The following is a 21,412-nucleotide window of genomic DNA, read 5'->3' as shown; positions in this document are numbered from 1 at the left end:
ATTACCGGGACCAAGGCCTTCTCTCCTGACGTCTTCAGCCTCAAGAGCCGATAACGCAACAGGCCCCTTGTGGGAGAGGGTGGCTCGCCGCATAGCGGCGAGACGGGTGAGGGGTCTGTCTCCGCAGATACAGACCTATCAGTCACAGAATTGTTCGCCGCGAGAACCCCTCATCCGGCGCTTCGCGCCACCTTCTCCCACAAGGGGAGAAGGGAAGGGCAGCGGTGTTTTGGCGAACCCTACACATACGACTTTCGCTTCGGATCGAAGATCGGCGGGTACTCGTTCTCGTCGAGAAGATCGAGAAATGGATCCAGTCCCTCGGACTTGATCAGCGCGAGTTCCTGATGCGAGATCAGGTTCACGGTCAGGATCTCCACCGGATCGCCGGCAATTTCAAGCGCCTCGGCGATCTGCTTGTCGGGGCCGATGACCGGCGTGAGAAACAGAAACGTCTGGAAGTCCGTTCCTGCAACCGGCGGCCACGGCATCGCGACCCGTTGACCAAAACCGAACCAGGTCGTGTCGATGAACGGCAGATTGGCGAGCCAGCGCAGATTGGCGCAGATCTCCTTCGTCGGCTCACGGACGTACCACATCAGCTCGGCACGCGGCTTGGCGTCCCCATGCACTCCCGGCATCCGCTGCTCGCTCATGCCGTTGGTCAGAAGCACATAACCTTCGTCGGAGCCTTCTTCGCACATCGGCACGAAATCGCGGCCAAAGGCGTGAATGTCGATGCGGCGCTCCGCGCTGTCCGTGAAGCTGTGCTCGGGTTCGTCCAGCTCGCGTTCATAGATGGTGAGCCGTTGCCGGTAGAGATCGGCCGCGTGGGACGGCTGACTTGAGCCGGACATGAACTTTGCGAGACGGGAAAGCATGTGAACCTCGGGGGCGGATGTGGGCCGGGATATCCGCGTTGTCGCGAGACAACGCGGGCCGGTTCAAATCCGTCCCACGGACGCGGCGACGATTCGCCGTGGTCCATATCTTCTTGCGCGATTGTGCATTCGGCCAGGCGTATGCGAGATGCGCTTCGTTCCCGATTAGCCCGCGATCTTCTCGATCGCAGCCTGATCCAGCCCAAACGTCTTCCCGGCCTCCAGAATGTCCCGCCACGTGGTCGGATCGACCTGAATGCCTTCGGCCAGGCGCTTCTTCTTGGTTTCGCGTTCGGGGTCGCCTGCGATCTTCACCTTGTCGACCCCGGGGGCGGGTGGTGAGGCGGTCTGCCAGGCGACGAAGCTTTCGACTTCGCGCGCGAGGTTTTCGCCGGTGCCGAGCTTGTCCGGATCGATGATGATCGAGAGCATGCCGTTGAGGACGTTGTACTTGCCGTCGGACGGGCCCTTGACCACCTGCCCGCCGGAGAGCGCGCCGCCGAGGATTTCGCACACCAGTGCGAGGCCGGAGCCCTTGTGCTCGCCGAACGGCAGGATGGCGCCGTGCGGCGGGATCACGGTGTAGCGCGGGTTGGTGGTCGGCTTGCCTTCATTGTCGATGATGGTACCGGGCTCGAGTTCGACGCCCTTGTTGTGGGCGACGCGGGTCTTGCCCTGCGCGATCCTGCTGGTGGCGAAGTCGAGCACGATCGGGTCCTTGCCCCTGCGCGGGATGCCGACGCAGAACGGGTTGGTGCCGTGGCGCGCATCGCTGCCGCCCCACGGCGCCACGATCGGGCGCGAGATCACGTTGACGAAGTGGATCGAGACCAGCCCGTGGTCGATGCACTGCTCGGCCCAATGGCCGATGCGGCCGATGTGGTGCGAGTTGGAGAGGCCGACGAGACACACGCCGTTGCGCTTGGCGCGCTCCGCCGCCAGCTCCATCGCTTCATGGCCGATCACCTGGCCATAGCCGGTGAGGCCGTCGAGAGTGAGGAGCGGACCGGTGTCGAGCACGATCTTGACGTGCGCGTTCACGGCGAGGCCGCCCGTGGTGACGCTCTGGACATAGCGCGGGATCATGCCGACGCCGTGCGAGTCATGTCCTCTAAGATTGGCCTCGACGAGGTTGGTGGCCACGAGCTCGGCTTCGCGGTCCGTAGACCCGCCCGCCTTGACGATGGCACGGACGACGTTGGTGAGCGGCTGTGCCTTGATGGTGCGATAGTCGGCCATTGTTGTTGCTTTTATCCCTTCACGATCCGGCGGCAATGGACCCATGCCGCTTCAATCAGGTTCTCGCTCGCTTCCGGCGTGCGGAAGGCCGAATGCGCCGACAGCGTCACGTTTGGAATCTTCGTCAGCGGATGATCGCCGGGCAGGGGCTCGATGTTGAAGACGTCGAGGCCGGCATGGCGGATGTGGCCGGACCTCAGCGCGTCGATCATCGCCTGCTCGTCGACGACCGCGGCACGCGCGGTGTTGATCAAGATGACACCGGGCTTCATCGCAGAAATCTTCTCGCGCGTGATCATGCCGCGGGTCTCGTCGTTAAGCAGCAGATGCAGCGATACCACGTCGCTTCTGGCCAACAGCGTGTCGAGATCGGTGAACTCGACGCCCGGATGGCTCTTTGGCGACCGGTTCCAGGCGATCACCTTCATGCCTGAGCCGCCCGCAATGCGCGCGACTTCCGCGGCGATGCCGCCGAAGCCGATCAGGCCGAGCGTCTTGCCGGTGAGCTGCATGCCGTCCTCGCGCAGCCAATTGCCGACGCGCATCTCGCGGTCCATCATCGCGATGACGCGGGCAGAGGCCCACATCAGGGCGATCGCGGACTCCGCGACTGCCGTGTCGCCATACCCCTTGATCAGGTGCACGGAGATGCCAAGCTCGGCGAGTTCTTCCGGATTCATGTAGCTGCGCGCGCCGGTGCCGAGGAACACGACGTGCTTGAGGCCGGCGCATTTCTTCGCGACCTCCGTCGGCAGCGCGGTGTGGTCGACGATGGCGATCTCGGCGCCATCGAGAATTTCAGGATATTGCTCGGGCTTGATGTCGGGATCCCTGTGGATCCGCACCTTGGGATCGCCTGATATCTCCAGCCGCTCCATGATCACGGCGAGAGCTTCATTGGCGTCGACGAAAACTCCGCGCATGGTTCTCTCCGATCAGGACGCGACGCCGGCGATCGCCAGCACGGTATGCATCAGCACGTTGGTGCCCGCGGCGCAGTCGGGCTGCGTGGCGTCTTCCAGCTCGTTGTGGCTGATGCCGTCCTTGCAGGGCACGAACACCATCGCCGCCGGCATGACGGTGTTGAGGTTGCAGGCATCGTGGCCGGCGCCGGAGGTGATGCGGCGCGAGGAATAACCGAGCGTCTTCGCCGCGTTCTCGACCGCCGCGATCAGCTTGGGATCGAAATGCGTCGGCGGCTTGCGCCAGACCAGGTCGATCTTGACTTCGACCTTGCGGCGCGCTGCGATCTCGGCAATGGCGGCGCGCAAATCGCGATCGAGCGCATCCATGATGGCACCATCCGCACTGCGGCAATCCATGGTGAAGGCGATCTCGCCGGGAATGACGTTGCGCGAGGGGTTTGCGATCACGGCCTCGCCGATGGTGCCGACTGCCTTCGGCCCGTGCTTCTTGGCAATCGCCTCCATCGCCAGCACGATTTCGGAGAGCGTCGCGAGCGCGTCGCGCCGCAGTGGCATCGGCGTCGATCCCGCATGGCTCTCGAAGCCGGAAATCTTGCCGTCGTACCAGAGCACGCCCTGGCCGGAATCGACCACGCCGATGGTCTTGCCCTCGGCCTCGAGGATCGGACCCTGCTCGATGTGCAGCTCGACGAAGCAGCCGAGCTTCTGGAAGCCGACCGGCTTGTCGCCGCGATAGCCGATGCTGTCGAGCGCCTGGCTGACGGTCGTGCCGTCGATGTCCTTGCGCGACAGGATGTCATCGGTGGTGAAATCGCCGACGTAAGCCGCGGACGCCATCATCGCCGGTGCGAAGCGCGAGCCTTCCTCGTTGGTCCAGTTGACGACGCAGATCGGCGCTTCGGTTTCGATGCCGGCGTCGTTCAGCGTGCGGATCACTTCCAGCGCGCCGAGCGCCCCCAGAATGCCGTCATACTTGCCGCCGGTCGGCTGGGTGTCGAGATGCGAGCCGATGCCGACGGGCAGCTTCGACATGTCGCGGCCCTTGCGCAGGCCGAACTGCGAGCCGAGCGCATCGGTGTGCACCTCGAGGCCGGCGTCCTCGCAAGCCTTGCGGAACCAGTCGCGCACCTGCTTGTCTTCGCTGCTCAGCGTCAGCCGCCGTACGCCGCCCTTGGCCGTCCCGCCAAACTGGGCGGTCTCGTGGATGGAGCCCCAGAGGCGGGCGGAATCGATTTGCAGATTGGTGGCGGCTCGGCTCATGCGGTCGGTCTCTCGGTTGTCCGGCGCCTTTTTCAATGACGCGCCGGCGCGGACTCGTCAACCGCGAGGCTGCTCTGCGCAATCTGCCGTGCGAGCTCGGCGACGCGCTCCACCGCGACGACGTCAGGCGAGGCGAGCCAGCTCGCCGTGAACGTCAGCGGCGCGATGGTGAGATCGGTTTCGAGCAGTTGCAACCGCCCGTCGGCGAGCTCGTTCTCGACGATGGCGTCGGGGATCACGGCGATGCCGAGCCCTTCGACCGCCATATGGATGACCGTCGCCAGCGATGCGGACGCATGCAGCCGGATCGGCGGCAGCTCCGGCCGGTCGAAGACTTCGCGTACGACCTCATAGGGTCTGGTCTTGCGCGGGAAGGTGATGATCGGAAACCGCGCGAGGTCGGCGCGCGTCACCGGGCCGTCGCCGAGCCCGAGCGAGGGGCTTGCAAGAAAGCCGATCGGATAATCCGCGAGCACGCGATTGTGGACGCCCGACGCCGACAGCGGCCCCACCACGAAGGCGAGCTCGATCTCCTGCGCGAGCAGGCGCGCAGTGAGGTTCGGCGTGATGTCGACCTCGATCTCCAGCGACAGGTTCGGATAGACTTCGTTCATGCTCTTGACGAGCCGCGGCAGCCAAGTGTGCACGATGGTCTCGGCGACGCCGAGGCGCATCACGCCGCGCATTGCGGAGCGGTCGCCGATCTCGGCGATCATCTGGGCGCGGAGACCGATCAGCTTCTCGGCATAGACCATCATCTGTCGGCCGCTCGGCGTCGGAGAAGCAACGCGATGATCGCGGTTGAGGAGCTTCACGCCCATCTCGCGCTCGAGCTGGGCGATGCGCTGGGAGATCGCCGGCTGGGTCGTATTGAGCCGTGCTGCGGCGCCGCGAAAGCTCCCGAGCTTCACAACCCAGAGGAAAGTTTCGATCGACCTGAAGTCCAGCATTGAGAAGGATTTTCCCGTCCGATAAATTGAATTTATCGACATCGATTAAAAAGGAAGATTAGACTTTATAGCATGCTTGGTGTTGGCTGTCTTTGTCGAGTTTATAGGCAGGTCGATCAAATGACTGTTTTGGTGGCAGCGCAGCAAACTGAAACGCCCGACACCCTCCCGAGCCGTCAGGCGCGGCTCGCCTATCGCGGCGGCCAGGTCGGATCTACCGCCGGCGTCGCTCCCGGCTTCGTCCAGGGCAATCTGGCGATCCTGCCGGCCGAATACGCCAGCGCCTTTCACCGCTTCTGCCAGCTCAATCCGAAACCGTGCCCGATCATCGGCATGTCCGATGTCGGCAGCCCGCACATTCCCGCGCTCGGCGCCGATCTCGACATCCGCACCGACGTGCCGCGCTACCGCGTCTGGCGCGACGGCGAAGTGGTCGACGAGCCGACCGACGTGACCAAGCATTGGCGCGACGATCTCGTGACCTTCGTGCTCGGCTGCTCGTTCTCGTTCGAAGAGGCGTTGCTCGACGAGGGCATGCCGATCCGCCACATCGAGCAGAACGTGCGCGTGCCGATGTACCGCACCAACATCGCCTGCGGCGAGGCCGGTCCGTTCGCCGGTCCCATGGTGGTGTCAATGCGTCCGTTCAAGCCGGCCGATGCGATCCGCGCGGTGCAGATCACCTCGCGTTATCCCGCCGTGCACGGTGCACCCGTGCATCTCGGGCATCCGCACCTGATCGGCATCAAGGATCTCGCCAAGCCGGACTACGGCGATCCCGTGCCCGTCGCCGACGACGAGATCCCGGTGTTCTGGGCCTGCGGCGTGACGCCGCAATCGGTGATCAACGCCGCCAGGCTGCCGTTCGCGATCACGCATTCGCCCGGCCTGATGCTGGTAACGGATCTGAAGAACCGGAACATGGCCGTGATTTAGTAGGCAGCGTTTGCTGCTTCTTCGGGCTTTACCGCATCCATCAATCGCTCCATTCGATCACTCGAAATTTAGTAACAGGGGACTTTGCCATGACGATCTCTCGCCGCGACGTGCTGCTAGGAGCCACCGCCACTGCCGCGCTGGTGCCGCTCGCTGCACGCGCCCAGACCTCGGAAATCGTGATCGGCGTCATCTATCCGTTCTCCGGCGGCAGCGCGCAGCAGGGCGTCGACGCGCAGAAGGCCTATGAGACCGCGCTCGAGGTCATCAACAAGGACACCGATTTCGATCTGCCGCTGGCCAAGGGCGAGGGTCTGCCGGGCCTCGGCGGCGCAAAAGTCCGTCTCGTGTTCGCCGACCATCAGGCCGATCCGCAAAAGGGCCGCGCCGAAGCCGAGCGCCTGATCACGCAGGAGAAGGTCTCCGCGATCATCGGCACCTATCAAAGCGCGGTCGCGGTCACCGTCAGCCAGATCTGCGAACGCTACCAGATACCGTTCGTCTCCGCCGACAACTCCTCGCCGAGCCTGCATCGCCGCGGCCTCAAATATTACTTCCGCGCCGCCCCGCACGACGAGATGTACTCGGCCGCGATGTTCGACTTCTTCGATGCCTTGAAGAAGAAGGGCACCAAGATCGAGACGCTGTCGCTGTTCCATGAGGATACCATCTTCGGCACCGATTCCGGCAACGCCCAGGCCAAGATCGCCGGCGAGCGCGGCTACAAGATCGTCACCGACATCAAGTATCGCGCCAACTCGCCCTCGCTCTCGGCCGAGGTGCAGCAGCTCAAGACCGCCAATGCCGACGTGCTGATGCCGTCGAGCTACACCACGGACGGCATCCTGCTGGTCAAGACCATGGCCGAGCTGGGCTACAAGCCGAACGCGATCGTGGCGCAGGACGCCGGCTTCTCGGAGAAGGCGCTCTATGACGCCGTCGGCGACAAGCTCGAAGGCGTGATCTCGCGCGGCACCTTCTCGCTCGATCTCGCGCAGAAGCGTCCGATGGTCGGCAAGATCAACGAGATGTTCAAGGCGCGATCGGGCAAGGACTTCAACGACCTCACCTCGCGCCAGTTCATGGGTCTGATCATCCTGGCCGACGCCATCAACCGCGCCAAGTCGGCCGACGGCGAGAAGATCCGCGATGCACTGGCCGCGACCGACATCCCGGGCGAGCAGACCATCATGCCTTGGAAGCGCGTCAAGTTCGACGAGGCCGGCCAGAACAACGACGCCGACCCGGTGCTGCTGCAATATGTCGGCGGCAAGTTCGTCACCATCTTCCCGCCGCAGGCCGCGATCGCCGAAGCGATCTGGCCGATGAAGTAAGCGTTTCGGAGCGCGGGAGCAGGGGAGCAAATCGAGATCGTCGCACGTGCCTCGTCATTGCGAGGAGCGAAGCGACGAAGCAATCCAGAGTGTCTCCGTGGCGAGATGCTGGATTGCTTCGCTTCGCTCGCAATGACGGAGCAAACGATGACGTTTCGAACGGGGGACTACAGTTGACAGCTCAAGCCATTATCCAGAGTCTCGCGAGCGGCCTTCTCATGGGTCTGCTCTACGGACTGATCGCGGTCGGCCTCGCGCTGATCTTCGGCCTGATGGACGTCACGAACTTCGCTCACGGCGAGTTCCTGATGATCGCGATGTACCTGTCCTTCTTCCTGTTCGCCTTCTTCGCCATCGACCCCCTGCTGTCGGCGCCATTGGTCGCCGCGGCAATGTTCGTCTTCGGAGCGGTGGTCTATCTACTCCTTGTACGCTTCGCCATGCGGGCCAAGGCCAATGCCGGCATGGTGCAGATCTTCACGACTTTCGGTCTGGCGATCGTCATGCGCGGCCTCGCGCAGTACTTCTTCACGCCGGACTATCGCAGCATTCCACAGTCCTGGCTCGGCGGTAAAACCATCTCGGTTGCCGGCATCTTCCTGCCGGAGCCGCAACTGGTCGGGGCGCTGGTCTCGATCGCGGCCTTCGCCGGTCTCTACCTGTTCATCCACCGCACCGACTTCGGCCGCGCCCTGGAAGCGACGCGTGAAGATCCGGGCGCTGTCGCACTCGTCGGCATCGACAAGAACCGCGTGTTTGCGTTCGGTTGGGGCCTTGGCGCCGCGCTGGTTGGTCTCGCCGGCGCGATCATGGCGGTGTTCTTCTACATCTATCCCGACGTCGGCGCGTCCTTTGCCCTGATCGCCTACGTCACGGTGGCGCTCGGCGGCTTCGGCAGCGTGTTCGGCGCCTTTGCCGGCGGCATCATCGTCGGTCTCGTCGAGGCTGTCACGGCGCTGGTGCTGCCGCCGTCGCTGAAATCGGTCGGCATCTACGCCGTCTACCTGCTCGTCGTCTTCATCCGGCCGCGCGGCCTGTTCGGGTCGATGTGATGGACAAGAATTTTGCCGCGCGGCGCCGCCGCGACCTCATCATCGCCGCGGTGTTGGTCGCACTCGCGGCGCTCGCCCCGCTGCTCATCAAGGATGTCTACGTCCAGAACATCCTGATCCTGACCCTGATGTATGCGGCGCTGTCGCAGAGCTGGAACATCCTGTCCGGCTATTGCGGGCAGATCTCGCTGGGACATGCACTCTATTTCGGCATCGGCGCCTACACCACCGAGTTGCTGTTCACCAAGTTCGGCGTGCTGCCCTGGTTCGGCATGCTCGCCGGCGGCGTGATTGCGGCGATCATCGCAATGGGGCTCGGCTATCCCTTCTTCCGCCTGCGCGGCCATTACTTCGTGATCGCGACCATCGTCATCGCCGAGATCGGACTGCTCTTGTTCCAGAACTGGGAATGGGCGGGGGCTGCGATGGGAATCACCGTTCCCGTGCGCGGTGACAGCTGGCTGAAATTCCAGTTCATGCGCAGCAAGCTGCCGTACTTCTATTTCGCGCTGGTGCTGTGCAGCCTCGCCTGGTTCGTCACCTGGTGGCTGGAAGACTCCAAATGGGGCTTTTGGTGGCGCGCGGTGAAGGACAATCCGGAAGCAGCCGAGAGCCTCGGCGTCGTCGTGTTCAACTCCAAGATGGGCGCGGCCGCGGTCTCCGCCTTCCTCGTTGCCATCGGCGGTGCCTTCTATGCGCAGTTTCTCGCCTATATCGATCCTGAAAGCGTGATGGGCTTCCAGTTCTCGCTGCTGATGGCGCTGCCGGCCGTGCTCGGCGGCATCGGCACCCTCTGGGGCCCGGTGCTAGGGGCGGCCATCCTGATCCCGATGACCGAGCTGACGCGCTCCTATATCGGCGGCTCCGGCCGTGGCGTTGACCTCATCGTCTATGGCGCACTCATCGTGGCGATCTCGCTGGCCCTGCCGCGCGGTCTGGTGAGCCTGTTCTCCCGTTCAAAAGCGAAGGGAGCCACGCGATGACCGCGCTCCTTGAAACCCGCGGTGTCTGGCAGCGGTTCGGCGGCCTCGTCGCCAACAGCGATGTCTCGATCTCGGTCGGCCGCGGCGAGATCGTCGGCCTGATCGGGCCGAACGGTGCCGGCAAGTCGACGCTGTTCAATCTGATCGCCGGCGTGTTGCCGCCGACACAGGGGTCGATCTGGTTCGACGGCGAGGATGTCACCAACATGCCGGCGGCCGAGCGCTGCCAGCGTGGCGTCGGGCGCACCTTCCAGGTGGTCAAGAGCTTCGAGACCATGACTGTCATCGACAACGTCATCGTCGGTGCTCTCGTCCGCAACACCGTGATGCGCGAGGCACGCCGCAAGGCGCATGAGGTTCTCGAATTCACCGGCCTTGCCGCGCGCGCCGACGTGCTCGCGAGCGACCTCGTGCCGGCCGAGAAACGCCGCCTCGAAGTCGCCCGTGCGCTGGCGACCGAACCGAAGCTGCTGCTGCTGGACGAAGTCCTCACCGGCCTGACGCCGACCGAGGCGCAGACCGGCGTCGCGCTGGTGCGCAAAGTGCGTGATGCCGGCATCACCGTCTTGATGGTCGAGCATGTCATGGAGATCGTGATGCCGCTGGTCGACCGCGCCATCGTGCTCGACCTCGGCAAGGTGCTAGTCGAGGGTAAGCCTTCCGACGTCGTTCGCGATCCCAAGGTGATCAGCGCATATCTGGGAGATCGTCATGCTGTCGGTGCATGAAGTCACGACCGCCTATCAGGGCCTGGTCGCGATCTCCGCGGTGTCGATCGAGGTCCAGAAGGGCGAGATCGTCTGCGTCGCCGGCGCCAATGGCGCGGGCAAGTCGACGCTGCTCAAATCCATCGCCGGCGCCGAGCGCCCGCGCTCGGGCACGGTGACGTTCGACGGCAAGCGCCTCGACGGCATGGCGCAGCATCACATCACCGCCACCGGCATCGCCTATGTGCCGGAGAACCGCCGTCTGTTCCCGCGCCTGTCGGTGCGCGACAATCTGCGCCTCGGCAGTTATCTCTATCGTGGCGAGACGGATCGTGAAGGGCCGCTCGACTTGGTCTTCAAGCTGTTCCCGCGTCTCCAGGAACGTTTGGAGCAGCGCGCCGAGACGCTGTCCGGCGGCGAGCAGCAGATGCTCGCGATCGGCCGCGCGTTGATGACGCGCCCGCGGCTGTTGATGCTGGACGAGCCCTCGCAGGGCATCATGCCGAAGCTGGTCGACGAGATTTTTCAGGCGGTGAAGCTCATCCGTGACTCCGGCATGACCGTGCTGATCGTCGAGCAGCGCATGGCCGAATGCCTCGAGATCGCCGACCGCGCCTACATCCTGCAAACCGGCCGCGTGCTGATGCAGGGCCCGGCAGCGGAGATCAGGGGCAACCCGGATGTGCGCAAGGCGTATCTGGGGCTGTAGTCGCAAAGTGTGGGGCACGCTCGTCCCACATTTTCGGTGTCATCGCCCGACTTGATCGGGCGATCCAGTATTCCGAGACATCAGAGGGATACGGAGAAGCCGCGGCGTACTGGATTCCCCGCTTTCGCGGGGAATGACAGCGGTGGATGGGGTGACTCTATCCCGCCCATGACGGTACGACGCTAATGCTCATGCGCATGCTCCGGCAGCGTCACCCCGAACACCTTCACCAGATCCGTCACCTGGTCCGGCGACAGATACCGCGGGTTCATCCCGCGCAGCAGCAGGTACAGCTTCGCCGTCTCTTCCAGCTCCTCCGTCGCGAACACCGCGGCCTCCAGCGTGTCGCCGGCGACCACCGGGCCGTGATTGGCGAGCAGCACGGATGAATATTTGCCGGCCAGTCCCTTGATCGCATCCGCCACGGCAGGATCGCCGGGGCGGTAATAGGGCAGGAGCGCGGTGGCGCCGCATTTCATCAGATAATAAGCCGTCATCGGCGGCAGCGCGGCGCGCGGGTCGATCTCGGGCAGCATCGAAAGCGCGACTGAATGGGTGGAGTGCAGATGCACGATGGCGCGTGCGCTTCCGCGTGTGTCGTAGAGCGCGGTGTGCAGCGGAACTTCCTTGGTCGGGGCGTCGCCCGAAACCAGCCGGCCCTGATCGTCCAGCCGCGACAGTTTCGCGGGATCGAGGAAGCCGAGCGAGGCATTGGTCGGCGTCACCAGCCAGCCGCCGCCGTCCAGCCTGACGCTGATATTGCCGGAAGAGCCCGGCGTCAGCCCGCGCTCGAACAAGGACCGTCCGAAGCGGCAGATATCCTCACGCAGCCGGGTCTCGTTGCTCATGGCCGTCATGCCCGCTTGTCTCACGCTTTGGCAGCGCGGCCAAGCCGTGTTATTCGGATCAGTGAGCCGCCGCAAAGGGCGGCCGTCCAGGAAACGTTCGCAAGGGTCAGTTGCATGTCCGCCTCCACGTCACAAAATCAGCGTATCGCCGTCATCGGGCTCGGCTCGATGGGGTTCGGCATGGCGACCTCGCTGAAGCGCGCCGGTCATGCCGTGACCGGCTGCGACGTCTCGGCTGACGCGGTGGCGCGTTTCGTGAAGGACGGCGGCGCAGGCGCCAGCACGCCGGCGGAAGCGGCCAAGGGCGCCGATATCGTCGTCAGCGTCGTCGTCAATGCCGCGCAGACCGAGACCATCCTGTTCGGCAAGGATGGCGCCGCCGAGACCCTGCCAAAGGACAGCGTCTTCCTGTCCTCCGCCACCATGGACCCGGATGTAGCCCGTCGCCTCGCAAAACAGTTGGAGGCGACCGGCCGTCACTATCTGGATGCGCCGATCTCCGGCGGCGCGCAGCGTGCGGCCCAAGGCGAGCTGACGATCCTTGCCTCCGGCAGTCCCGCTGCCTTTGCAAAGGCACGGCCGGCGCTCGATGCCATGGCGGCAAAACTCTACGAGCTCGGCGACGCCGCTGGGCAGGGCGCCGCCTTCAAGATGATCAACCAGTTGCTCGCCGGTGTGCATATCGCCGCCGCCAGCGAAGCAATGGCGTTCGCTGCCAAGCAGGGCCTCGACATCCGCAAGGTCTATGAGGTCATCACGGCTTCCGCCGGTAATTCCTGGATGTTCGAGAACCGCATGCCGCACGTGCTCGACGGCGATTATACGCCGCGCAGCGCGGTCGAGATCTTCGTCAAGGACCTCGGCATCATCCAGGACATGGCGCGCAGCGCCCGATTCCCGGTGCCGGTCTCGGCCGCCGCTCTCCAGATGTTCCTGATGACATCAGCGGCCGGCATGGGCCGCGATGACGACGCCTCGGTGGCGCGCATGTACGCGCAGGTCACCGGCGCAAAACTTCCCGGCGACAAGTAGAGCCAAGAGGATTTCAAATGCCCCGTTTCGCCGCCAATCTCTCGATGATGTTCACCGAGGTGCCGTTCCTCGACCGTTTCGACGCCGCCGCGCAAGCGGGCTTCACCGCGGTCGAATTCCTCTTTCCCTACGAGCATCCGGCCGAGGTGGTTGGCGAGCGGCTCAAGCGCAACGGTTTGACGCAGGCGCTGTTCAACCTGCCGCCGGGCGACTGGGATGCCGGCGAGAAGGGCTTTGCTGCGCTTCCCCAGCGCTTCGCCGATCTCAAGGCGAGCCTGGAGACCGCGTTGCCTTACGCCAAGGCGACCGGTGTCAAGCGGCTGCACTTGATGGCCGGCATTGCCAACCGCGGCGAGCGCGTCGCGATCGAGGCGTTCTACAAATCAGTGGCGTGGGCTGCGGAGTTCTTCGCTCCGCACGGCATCGACATCGTGCTCGAGCCGATCAATGCGCGCAACGTGCCCGGCTACTTCCTCAACGATTTCGGCTTCGCGCGCGACCTGATCCAGGAGCTGAGACTGGCGAACCTGAAACTCCAGTTCGACATCTATCACTGCCAGATCATCCACGGCGACGTCACCATGCGCCTGCGCGAGATGATGCCGATCATCGGCCACATCCAGATCGCCAGCATCCCCTCGCGCAACGAGCCCGACGGCGAGGAGCTGAACTATCCGTTCCTGTTCACTGAACTCGACCGGCTCGGCTATACCGGCTTCGTCGGTTGCGAATACAATCCGCGCGGCAAGACGACCGATGGCCTCGCCTGGTTCAAGCCTTATGCGGGAGTGAAGCCGTGACGCTCGCACTGGGTTGCATCGCCGACGACTACACCGGCGCCTCCGATCTCGCCAACACGCTGACGCGCGCGGGCCTGCGTACCGTGCAGACCATCGGCGTGCCCGCGGACGACCTCGCGCTGCCCGAGGTCGACGCAGTCGTGGTGTCGCTGAAGAGCCGCTCGATCGGGGCAGGCCTTGCCGTGTCGCGCTCGCGCGCGGCGGAGACATGGTTGCGTGGCCGCGGGGCGCGCCATGTGCTGTTCAAGATCTGCTCGACCTTCGATTCCACCGATGCAGGCAATATCGGCCCGGTGATGGACGCGCTGCGCGCCGATAGCGGCGAGGCCGTCGTGCTGGTGACGCCGGCCTTCCCGGAGACCGGTCGCACGGTCTACCAGGGCAATCTGTTCGTCGGCGCCGTGCCGTTGAACGAGAGCCCGCTCAAGGACCATCCGCTCAACCCGATGCGCGATTCCAACCTGGTGCGCGTGCTGGCGCGCCAGAGCAGGACGCAAACCGGCCTGGTCGATCTCGCGACCGTCACGCGCGGCGCAGATGCCGTGCGGGCGCGGCTGGCCGAGCTCGCGGGCAAGGGCATCGGTGCCGCGATCATCGACGCCGTCTTCGACCGCGACCTTGAGACCATCGGCCTCGTCGCCGCCGAACATGGGCTATCTGTCGGCGCCTCAGGCATCGGCCTTGGGTTGGCGCGTGCGCTGGTGTCGACCGGAAAGGTGCGGTCGAACATTGCGGGCAACGACGCGGGTGCCGTGGTCGGCGGCCCGGCTGCCTGCCTTGCCGGAAGCTGCTCGCAAGCGACGCTTCAGCAGATCGCGAATGCCGAGCGGGTCATGCCGGTGCTGCACCTCGATTCCGCGCAAATTGTCGCAGGTGCAAGCGAAGCGCGGCGTGCGCTCGCCTGGGCCAGACCGCGGCTCGCCGAGGGGCCGGTCCTGATCGCCTCGAGTGCGACACCGGATCAGGTCGCCGCGCTGCAGGCGCGTCACGGCCGCGATGCCACCGGACATGCCATCGAGCAGGCGATGGCCGACATCGCCGAAGGCCTGGTGCAGGCCGGCGTCCGGCGCTTGATCGTCGCGGGTGGCGAAACATCCGGCGCCGTGGTCGACCGGTTGAGGATTCCCGGATTTCTCGTGGGAGTAGAAATCGCAGCGGGCGTCCCGGTGCTGCGCGCGGTCGGTGCGGATGCGGGCGAGATGTTGCTCGCTCTTAAGTCCGGAAATTTTGGCGGCGCGGAGTTTTTCACGGACGCACTTGGGCTCATGCGCTGAGCGCAGAGCATTTTTAGCCGCCTGTTCATTTCTTTCGGGTTCCGTACTCGTACGGAGTCGTAGTTAACATCTGCTCAGGTGCTCTGGTGTTGGATGTCGGTGCTGCTCCCTTTGGTTGATTCGTAAAATTTCCGGACGCGCACCGCGCCAGCACAAAGAGACCCGATCATGCTCGCCACCATCTCAATCCGCGCCAAGATCATCAGTGTCGTGGCGCTCCTGCTGGTCGCGATGACCGGCATGGGCCTGCTCGCCGTCACGAAGATGCGGTCGATGAACGCCAACACCACCGACATCACCACGAGCTGGCTGCCCAGCGTCCGGGTGCTCGGCGAACTCCGGGCCAGCGTCATCACTTATCGCAACGTCGTTCGCCAGCACATGCTGTCCGAGACCCTCGAGGACAAGCTCGCCAACGAAAAAACGGCCGGCATCGTGATCGAGGCGCTCGCCAAGTCCCGCAAGGCCTACGAGCCGATGATCACCTCACCCGAAGAGCGCCGGGTGTACAACGAATGGGCCAAGCTCTGGGACGATTACAAGAAGGGCACCGAAGACGTCTTCGCGCTGTCGCGCAAGGAGGCCGGCAAGGTTCCGCATGACGCGCAGGAGCTGAATACCAAGACGGTCAACAAGATCGGCCTTGCGTCGGATGAGGTCCTGATGAAGGACATCGAACTCAACACCAAGGGCGGCGACCAGGCCGCCCAGGATGCCTCCGACAGCTATTTCTATGCCTTCATGCTGGTCTCGATCATCCTCGGCGCCGCCGTGATCATCGGCATCGGCGTCAGCTTCTACCTGGTCCAGGACGTCTCCGCCGGCATCAACTCGATCATCCAGCCGATGCAGGCGCTCGGCAAGGGCGACCTCTCCGCCGAAGTCCCGCATCGCGGCGAGAAGACCGAGATCGGCGCCATGGCCGATGTGCTCCAGATCTTCAAGGAAGCCTTGATCGCCAAGAAAGCCGCCGACGAGGCCGCCGCCGCCGATGCCGAAGCCAAGATCGAGCGCGGCCGCCGCGTCGACGGCATCACCCGCGATTTCGAAACGATGATCGGCGAGATTGTCCAGACCGTGTCCTCGGCCTCGACCCAGCTCGAAGCCTCCGCCTCGACGCTGACCTCGACCGCCGACCGCTCGCAGCGGATGGCGACGACGGTCGCCGCGGCCTCGGAGGAAGCATCCACCAACGTGCAGTCGGTGGCCTCGGCCACCGAGGAGATGGCTTCCTCGGTCGGCGAGATCAGCCGCCAGGTGCAGGAATCGGCGCGGATGGCGGGCGATGCCGTCGGCCAGGCCCGCGCCACCACCGAGCGCGTCAGCGAACTGTCCAAGGCGGCCTCCCGCATCGGCGACGTCGTCGAGCTGATCAACACCATCGCCGGCCAGACCAACCTCTTGGCGCTGAACGCGACCATCGAGGCGGCGCGCGCCGGTGAAGCCGGCCGCGGCTTCGCGGTGGTGGCTTCCGAGGTGAAGGCGCTCGCCGAGCAGACCGCCAAGGCGACCGGCGAGATCGGCCAGCAGATCTCCGGCATCCAGGCGGCGACCAACGACTCGGTCGGCGCCATCAAGGAGATCTCCTCGACCATCGAGCGTCTCTCCGAAATCTCCTCGGCGATTGCGGCTGCGGTGGAAGAGCAGGGCGCCGCGACCCAGGAAATCGCCCGTAACGTGCAGCAGGCGGCGCAGGGCACCCAGCAGGTCTCCTCCAACATCACCGACGTGCAGCGCGGCGCGACCGAGACCGGCACGGCCTCCTCACAGGTGCTGTCGGCAGCGCAGATGCTGTCCAACGACAGCACGCGGCTGAAGACCGAGGTCAGCAAGTTCCTGACCAACGTCCGCGCGGCCTGAGCCGGGATACCATCTCAGTTCTGAAAGCGGCGCCCCGCGGGCGCCGCTTTTTTACGTGGGGGCAAGCCGCTTCCATAATCTTCCGGCCGCAAGCTGCATATCTGGAATGCGATTTCGCAGTGCGATAGCAGGGAAGTGACCGCACGGGGCGGCGCTGTCGTTGGCCATTTCCGCGGTGTTCGGGTAAATCAGCTCAGGGAAGCCGTGGGGCGTGTTCCCTGTCCCCCGATTTGGAATTGCCTGACGAATGATTGCTCTGGTTCGTATTGCCCTGAGCCGACCCTACACGTTTGTCGTGCTCGCGCTTCTGCTCCTGATCATCGGGCCGCTCGCGGCCCTGCGGACGCCGACGGACATTTTCCCGGACATCCGCATCCCCGTGATCGGCGTGGTCTGGCAGTACACCGGCCTGCCGCCGGACCAGATGTCCGGCCGCATCACCACGCCGTTCCAGCGCGCGCTGACGACGACCGTCAACGACATCGAGCACATTGCCGCCAACTCCTATAACGGCTTTGGCATCATCAAGATCTTCTTCCAGCCGAACGTCGACATCCGCACCGCCAACGCGCAGGTCACCGCGATCTCGCAGACGCTGCTGAAGCAGATGCCGCCGGGCGCAACGCCGCCCCTGATCCTGAACTACTCCGCCTCGACCGTGCCGATCATCCAGGTGGCTTTGTCGGGCGATGGCCTGACCGAGCAGAACCTCGCCGACATCGGCATTAACAATCTGCGCACCCCGCTGGTCACCGTGCCCGGCGCGGCGATCCCGTATCCGTTCGGCGGCAAGCAGCGCCAAATCCAGATCGACCTCGATCCGACCGCGCTCCAGGCTCGTGGCCTGTCGGGCCAGGACGTCGCCAACGCGCTCGCAGCCCAAAACCTGATCACACCGGTCGGCACCCAGAAGATCGGCCAGTTCGAATACAACATCCAGCTCAACAACTCGCCGCTGAAGATCGACGAGCTCGGCAATCTGCCGATCAGGACCGTCAACGGCGCGATGGTCTATGTGCGCGACGTCGCGACCGTGCGTGACGGCAATCCGCCGCAGACCAACATCGTCCATGTCGACGGCAACCGCTCGGTGCTGATGATGGTGCTGAAGGCGGGCGCGACCTCGACGCTCGATATCATCGCAGGCATCAAGCAGAAGGTGATCGACGTCAAGGACCAGCTGCCGGACGCGCTGAAGATCGGCTTCATCGGCGACCAGTCGGTGTTCGTCCGCGGTGCGATTCAAGGCGTCGCGATCGAAGGCGTGATCGCGGCGCTGCTGACCAGCGTCATGATCCTGCTGTTCCTCGGCAGCTGGCGTTCCACGGTCATCATCGCGGTCTCGATCCCGCTCTCGGTGCTCGGCGCCATCATCATGCTGTCGGCGATCGGCGAGACGCTGAACATCATGACGCTCGGCGGCCTCGCGCTCGCGGTCGGCATCCTCGTCGACGACGCCACCGTGACCATCGAGAACATCAACTACCATCTGGAGCAGGGCAAGCCGGTCGAGCAGTCGATCCTCGACGGCGCCAACCAGATCGTGACGCCGGCCTTCGTCTCGCTGCTCTGTATCTGCATCGTGTTCGTGCCGATGTTCTTCCTCACCGGCGTCGCACGCTTCCTGTTCGTGCCGATGGCCGAAGCCGTGATGTTCGCGATGATCTGGTCGTTCATCCTGTCGCGCACGCTGGTGCCGACCATGGCGAACTATCTGCTGCAGGCGCACGTCCATCATGAGGGCGGCCCGCCGAAGTCGCGTAATCCGCTGGTGTGGTTCCAGCGCGGTTTCGAGGCCCGGTTCGAGCGCATTCGCGGCGGCTACCATGACTTCCTCGGGCTCGCGCTGGCGCACCGCACGGTGTTCGTGATCGGCTTCCTCTGCGTGGTCGGCGCGTCCTTCGCGCTGGTGCCGTTCCTTGGACGCAACTTCTTCCCGGCGGTCGATGCCGGCAATATCCTGATGCATGTCCGCACCCAGGTCGGCACCCGCGTGGAGGAGACGGCGAACCAGCTCGCCGACGTCCAGAAGGCGATCCGCAAGCTGATCCCCGGCGAAATCGAGACGCTGACCGACAACATCGGCATGCCGATCTCCGGCATCAACATGACCTACAACAACACGGGCGTGATCGGCCCGCAGGACGGCGACATCCAGATCAAGCTGAAAGAAGGCCACAAGCCGACGGAAGAGCACGTGCGCGTGCTGCGCGAGCAGCTGCCGCGCCTGTTCCCCGGCGTCAGCTTCGCCTTCCTCCCCGCCGACATCGTCAGCCAGATCCTGAACTTCGGCGCGCCGGCGCCGATCGACCTGCAGATCCGCGGCGCCAACATCAACGCCAACTTCGCCTACGCCAACAGCCTGCTGGCGAAGGTCCGCAAGATTCCCGGCGTTGCCGATGCGCGCATCCAGCAGTCGCCGAACAACCCGACCTTCAACATCGACGTCGACCGCACCCGCGCGCAATATGTCGGCCTGACCGAGCGCGACGTCACCAATAGCCTCGTGGTCAATCTCGCCGGCTCCTCGCAGGTGGCGCCGACCTACTACCTCAACCCCGACAACGGCGTGTCCTACTCGATCGTGATGCAGACGCCGCAATATCAGATCGACTCGCTCAGCGCGCTCCAGACGCTGCCGATCACGGCGGCCGGCAATTCGCAATCGCCGATCCTCGGCGGCATCGCCGACATCAAGCGCTCGACCTCGAGCGCGGTGGTGTCGCAATACGACATCCAGTCGATGGTGCAGATCTTTGCCACGACCTCGGGCCGCGATCTCGGCGCGGTCGCCGCCGACATCCGCCAGGTGATCGCCGACACCGCCAAGGACGTGCCGAAGGGCTCTTCCGTGGTGCTGCTCGGCCAGGTGCAGACCATGAACAGCGCCTTCACCGGTCTTCTGTTCGGCCTGCTCGGTGCCGTCGTGCTGATCTACTTCCTGATCGTCGTGAACTTCCAATCCTGGTCCGATCCGTTCGTGATCATCACGGCGCTGCCGGCCGCGCTCGCCGGCATCGTCTGGATGCTGTTCATGACCGAGACGACGCTGTCGGTGCCGGCGCTGACCGGCGCGATCATGTGCATGGGCGTTGCCACCGCCAACAGCGTGCTCGTGATCTCGTTCGCCCGCGAGCGCTACGAGGAGCTCGGTGACCCCGTCGCCGCTGCACTCGAGGCCGGCTTCGTCCGGTTCCGCCCGGTGCTGATGACCGCGCTCGCCATGATCATCGGCATGGCGCCGATGGCCCTGGGGCTCGGGGAGGGCGGCGAGCAGAATGCGCCGCTTGGCCGTGCCGTGATCGGCGGCCTGATCTTTGCAACTTTCGCCACGCTGATGTTTGTTCCCGTGGTGTTCAGTATGGTACACAAGAAACAAGGCGCCAAAGCCGCCGCCCCATTGGAGACTCCGCATGTCGCCCACTGAACCCCGCTCCCCGGTGTCGCACCGGAAACTGGGCATCTTCGGCGTGGTGGCGCTGATTGCGGCAGGCCTCGTCGTCGGCACCGGCATTCGTGCCCGCGAGGAGCAGGGCTCCAAGCTCAAGGAATGGACCGACGATCAGGCCGTTCCCAGCGTTGCGGTGACGCTGCCGAACGCAAAATCCCTCAACGGCACCATCGACCTGCCGGGTCGGCTCGAAGCCTATTACCGCGCGCCGATCTTCGCACGCGTCTCCGGCTATCTGAAGAGCTGGAGCGTCGACATGGGCGCGCGCGTCAAGGCGGGGCAGGTGATCGCTGAGATCGAGGCGCCCGACCTCGACCAGCAACTGCTTCAGGCCCGTGCCGATCTGGCCAGCCAGCAGGCAAGCGCCAGGCTCTCGGAAGCAACGCTCAACCGGCGCAAGACGCTGGTCGCCTCCAACTTCGTCTCCGCGCAGGAGATCGACGAGCGCACCGCCGATCTCTCCAACAAGAACGCGGCCGTCCACTCAGGCCAGGCAAATGTCGAGCGGCTTGAAGCGCTGGCCGGCTACAAGAAGATCACGGTGCCGTTCGATGGCGTGGTCACGGCGCGCGATACCGACGTCGGCGCGTTGATCAATGCCGGCGGCGGCTCCGGCCCGGCGATGTTCGTGGTCTCCGACATCACCAGGCTGCGCGTCTACGTCAACGTTCCCCAGAACTACGTGCCGGCGATCAAGATCGGCGCCAAGGCCACCATGGTCATGCCGGAATACCCGAACCGGACATTCCAGGCGACGGTCGAGGCGTCTTCGCAGGCCGTCGACGTCGCCTCAGGCACCACCCGCATGCAGCTTCGGCTCGACAATTCCAACGGCGAGTTGATGCCCGGCGGCTATGCCAGCGTGAAGCTCAACCTGCAGCGCGAGACCGCGCCGCTGAGCATTCCCGCCAGCGCGCTGATCTTCAACGGCAGCGGCCTGCGTGTTGCGACCGTCGGTGCGGACGACAAGGTGCAATTCAAGACCGTGACCATCGCGCGCGATCTCGGCAAGGAGGTTGAACTCGCATCGGGCATCGCCCCCGACGACCGCGTCATCACTGCCCCGCCGGATGGTCTTTCCGACGGCGACCAGGTTCGCGTTACCGGCGCCGGCGCTAAGGGCAAGCCGGCGACGGCCTCGGAGAAGCAGGCGCCCAAGGGCTAGACTTC

The 21,412-nt window shown here is 64.7% G+C and carries 18 protein-coding genes; 12 read left to right on the top strand and 6 right to left on the bottom strand.

Annotation, left to right across the window (positions count from 1 at the left end):
• Positions 1 to 239 precede the first annotated feature (239 nt).
• From AC5ZFO_RS24715 to AC5ZFO_RS24695, 5 genes are all read right to left on the bottom strand, one after another.
• On the bottom strand, positions 240 to 881 hold the full coding sequence (locus AC5ZFO_RS24715; RefSeq protein WP_282524729.1) for a suppressor of fused domain protein: 642 nt from the start codon (positions 879 to 881) through the stop codon (positions 240 to 242).
• Positions 882 to 1,046: 165 nt separating this feature from the next.
• Entirely contained in the window at positions 1,047 to 2,120 is a 1,074-nt protein-coding gene (locus AC5ZFO_RS24710) for a malate/lactate/ureidoglycolate dehydrogenase (RefSeq protein ID WP_282524728.1), read from the bottom strand.
• A gap of 11 nt (positions 2,121 to 2,131) precedes the next feature.
• Complete coding sequence (locus AC5ZFO_RS24705) at positions 2,132 to 3,043, bottom strand: NAD(P)-dependent oxidoreductase (RefSeq protein ID WP_282524727.1); 912 nt, start codon at positions 3,041 to 3,043, stop codon at positions 2,132 to 2,134.
• A 12-nt stretch (positions 3,044 to 3,055) separates the two neighbouring features.
• On the bottom strand, positions 3,056 to 4,306 hold the full coding sequence (locus AC5ZFO_RS24700; protein ID WP_282524726.1) for a Zn-dependent hydrolase: 1,251 nt from the start codon (positions 4,304 to 4,306) through the stop codon (positions 3,056 to 3,058).
• Between the two features lie 32 nt (positions 4,307 to 4,338).
• On the bottom strand, positions 4,339 to 5,256 hold the full coding sequence (locus AC5ZFO_RS24695) for a LysR family transcriptional regulator (RefSeq protein WP_282524725.1): 918 nt from the start codon (positions 5,254 to 5,256) through the stop codon (positions 4,339 to 4,341).
• 120 nt (positions 5,257 to 5,376) lie between these two features.
• On the opposite strand from AC5ZFO_RS24695, the gene AC5ZFO_RS24690 reads away from it, so the two are divergent.
• From AC5ZFO_RS24690 to AC5ZFO_RS24665, 6 genes are all read left to right on the top strand, one after another.
• Positions 5,377 to 6,192 carry a putative hydro-lyase gene (locus AC5ZFO_RS24690; protein WP_282524724.1) on the top strand — a complete coding sequence of 272 codons (816 nt, stop codon included), beginning with the start codon at positions 5,377 to 5,379 and terminating at the stop codon, positions 6,190 to 6,192.
• Positions 6,193 to 6,281: 89 nt separating this feature from the next.
• Positions 6,282 to 7,526 carry an ABC transporter substrate-binding protein gene (locus AC5ZFO_RS24685; protein ID WP_282524723.1) on the top strand — a complete coding sequence of 415 codons (1,245 nt, stop codon included), beginning with the start codon at positions 6,282 to 6,284 and terminating at the stop codon, positions 7,524 to 7,526.
• A 173-nt stretch (positions 7,527 to 7,699) separates the two neighbouring features.
• The gene (locus tag AC5ZFO_RS24680) at positions 7,700 to 8,578 is read left to right on the top strand and encodes a branched-chain amino acid ABC transporter permease (protein ID WP_014496898.1); all 879 of its coding nucleotides are present in this window, start codon (positions 7,700 to 7,702) and stop codon (positions 8,576 to 8,578) included.
• The gene (locus AC5ZFO_RS24675) at positions 8,578 to 9,561 is read left to right on the top strand and encodes a branched-chain amino acid ABC transporter permease (RefSeq protein WP_282524722.1); all 984 of its coding nucleotides are present in this window, start codon (positions 8,578 to 8,580) and stop codon (positions 9,559 to 9,561) included. The genes AC5ZFO_RS24680 and AC5ZFO_RS24675 overlap by 1 nt, the downstream gene beginning before the upstream one ends.
• A complete protein-coding gene (locus AC5ZFO_RS24670) occupies positions 9,558 to 10,289 on the top strand; it encodes an ABC transporter ATP-binding protein (protein WP_028146884.1) in 732 nt (243 codons plus the stop codon). Before AC5ZFO_RS24675 ends, AC5ZFO_RS24670 begins: the two co-directional genes overlap by 4 nt.
• Positions 10,273 to 10,977: an ABC transporter ATP-binding protein gene (locus tag AC5ZFO_RS24665; protein ID WP_282524721.1), complete on the top strand. Its 705-nt coding sequence runs from the start codon at positions 10,273 to 10,275 to the stop codon at positions 10,975 to 10,977. Before AC5ZFO_RS24670 ends, AC5ZFO_RS24665 begins: the two co-directional genes overlap by 17 nt.
• 182 nt (positions 10,978 to 11,159) lie before the next feature.
• On the opposite strand, the gene otnC is transcribed toward AC5ZFO_RS24665, so the two are convergent.
• Entirely contained in the window at positions 11,160 to 11,834 is a 675-nt protein-coding gene (otnC, locus tag AC5ZFO_RS24660) for a 3-oxo-tetronate 4-phosphate decarboxylase (RefSeq protein ID WP_282524720.1), read from the bottom strand.
• A 6-nt stretch (positions 11,835 to 11,840) separates the two neighbouring features.
• On the opposite strand from otnC, the gene ltnD reads away from it, so the two are divergent.
• From ltnD to AC5ZFO_RS24630, 6 genes are all read left to right on the top strand, one after another.
• Positions 11,841 to 12,857, top strand: a complete 1,017-nt coding sequence (ltnD, locus tag AC5ZFO_RS24655) for an L-threonate dehydrogenase (protein ID WP_496122746.1) — start codon at positions 11,841 to 11,843, stop codon at positions 12,855 to 12,857.
• Between the two features lie 17 nt (positions 12,858 to 12,874).
• The gene (gene otnI, locus AC5ZFO_RS24650; protein ID WP_282524718.1) at positions 12,875 to 13,657 is read left to right on the top strand and encodes a 2-oxo-tetronate isomerase; all 783 of its coding nucleotides are present in this window, start codon (positions 12,875 to 12,877) and stop codon (positions 13,655 to 13,657) included.
• Complete coding sequence (otnK, locus tag AC5ZFO_RS24645; protein ID WP_282524717.1) at positions 13,654 to 14,931, top strand: 3-oxo-tetronate kinase; 1,278 nt, start codon at positions 13,654 to 13,656, stop codon at positions 14,929 to 14,931. Before otnI ends, otnK begins: the two co-directional genes overlap by 4 nt.
• 168 nt (positions 14,932 to 15,099) lie before the next feature.
• On the top strand, positions 15,100 to 16,791 hold the full coding sequence (locus AC5ZFO_RS24640) for a methyl-accepting chemotaxis protein (RefSeq protein WP_496122745.1): 1,692 nt from the start codon (positions 15,100 to 15,102) through the stop codon (positions 16,789 to 16,791).
• 247 nt (positions 16,792 to 17,038) lie between these two features.
• Positions 17,039 to 20,218, top strand: a complete 3,180-nt coding sequence (locus AC5ZFO_RS24635) for an efflux RND transporter permease subunit (RefSeq protein WP_282524715.1) — start codon at positions 17,039 to 17,041, stop codon at positions 20,216 to 20,218.
• Positions 20,205 to 21,407, top strand: coding sequence for an efflux RND transporter periplasmic adaptor subunit (locus tag AC5ZFO_RS24630; protein ID WP_282524714.1), 1,203 nt, complete (start codon positions 20,205 to 20,207; stop codon positions 21,405 to 21,407). The genes AC5ZFO_RS24635 and AC5ZFO_RS24630 overlap by 14 nt, the downstream gene beginning before the upstream one ends.
• Positions 21,408 to 21,412: the final 5 nt, after the last annotated feature.

It is taken from the genome of Bradyrhizobium sp. Unk1, assembly GCF_059512345.1.
Note: the sequence above shows the minus strand (reverse complement) of the source record. Positions and strands in the feature narration are given on the sequence as shown.

What these genes read in the sequence shown, in the direction of transcription:
- AC5ZFO_RS24715 (WP_282524729.1), bottom strand. Translation starts at nt 881, where the DNA reads ATGCTTTCCCGTCTCGCAAAGTTCATGTCCGGCTCAAGTCAGCCGTCC.
- AC5ZFO_RS24710 (WP_282524728.1), bottom strand. Translation starts at nt 2,120, where the DNA reads ATGGCCGACTATCGCACCATCAAGGCACAGCCGCTCACCAACGTCGTC.
- AC5ZFO_RS24705 (WP_282524727.1), bottom strand. Translation starts at nt 3,043, where the DNA reads ATGCGCGGAGTTTTCGTCGACGCCAATGAAGCTCTCGCCGTGATCATG.
- AC5ZFO_RS24700 (WP_282524726.1), bottom strand. Translation starts at nt 4,306, where the DNA reads ATGAGCCGAGCCGCCACCAATCTGCAAATCGATTCCGCCCGCCTCTGG.
- AC5ZFO_RS24695 (WP_282524725.1), bottom strand. Translation starts at nt 5,256, where the DNA reads ATGCTGGACTTCAGGTCGATCGAAACTTTCCTCTGGGTTGTGAAGCTC.
- AC5ZFO_RS24690 (WP_282524724.1), top strand. Translation starts at nt 5,377, where the DNA reads ATGACTGTTTTGGTGGCAGCGCAGCAAACTGAAACGCCCGACACCCTC.
- AC5ZFO_RS24685 (WP_282524723.1), top strand. Translation starts at nt 6,282, where the DNA reads ATGACGATCTCTCGCCGCGACGTGCTGCTAGGAGCCACCGCCACTGCC.
- AC5ZFO_RS24675 (WP_282524722.1), top strand. Translation starts at nt 8,578, where the DNA reads ATGGACAAGAATTTTGCCGCGCGGCGCCGCCGCGACCTCATCATCGCC.
- AC5ZFO_RS24670 (WP_028146884.1), top strand. Translation starts at nt 9,558, where the DNA reads ATGACCGCGCTCCTTGAAACCCGCGGTGTCTGGCAGCGGTTCGGCGGC.
- AC5ZFO_RS24665 (WP_282524721.1), top strand. Translation starts at nt 10,273, where the DNA reads ATGCTGTCGGTGCATGAAGTCACGACCGCCTATCAGGGCCTGGTCGCG.
- otnC (WP_282524720.1), bottom strand. Translation starts at nt 11,834, where the DNA reads ATGACGGCCATGAGCAACGAGACCCGGCTGCGTGAGGATATCTGCCGC.
- otnI (WP_282524718.1), top strand. Translation starts at nt 12,875, where the DNA reads ATGCCCCGTTTCGCCGCCAATCTCTCGATGATGTTCACCGAGGTGCCG.
- AC5ZFO_RS24640 (WP_496122745.1), top strand. Translation starts at nt 15,100, where the DNA reads ATGCTCGCCACCATCTCAATCCGCGCCAAGATCATCAGTGTCGTGGCG.
- AC5ZFO_RS24635 (WP_282524715.1), top strand. Translation starts at nt 17,039, where the DNA reads ATGATTGCTCTGGTTCGTATTGCCCTGAGCCGACCCTACACGTTTGTC.
- AC5ZFO_RS24630 (WP_282524714.1), top strand. Translation starts at nt 20,205, where the DNA reads ATGTCGCCCACTGAACCCCGCTCCCCGGTGTCGCACCGGAAACTGGGC.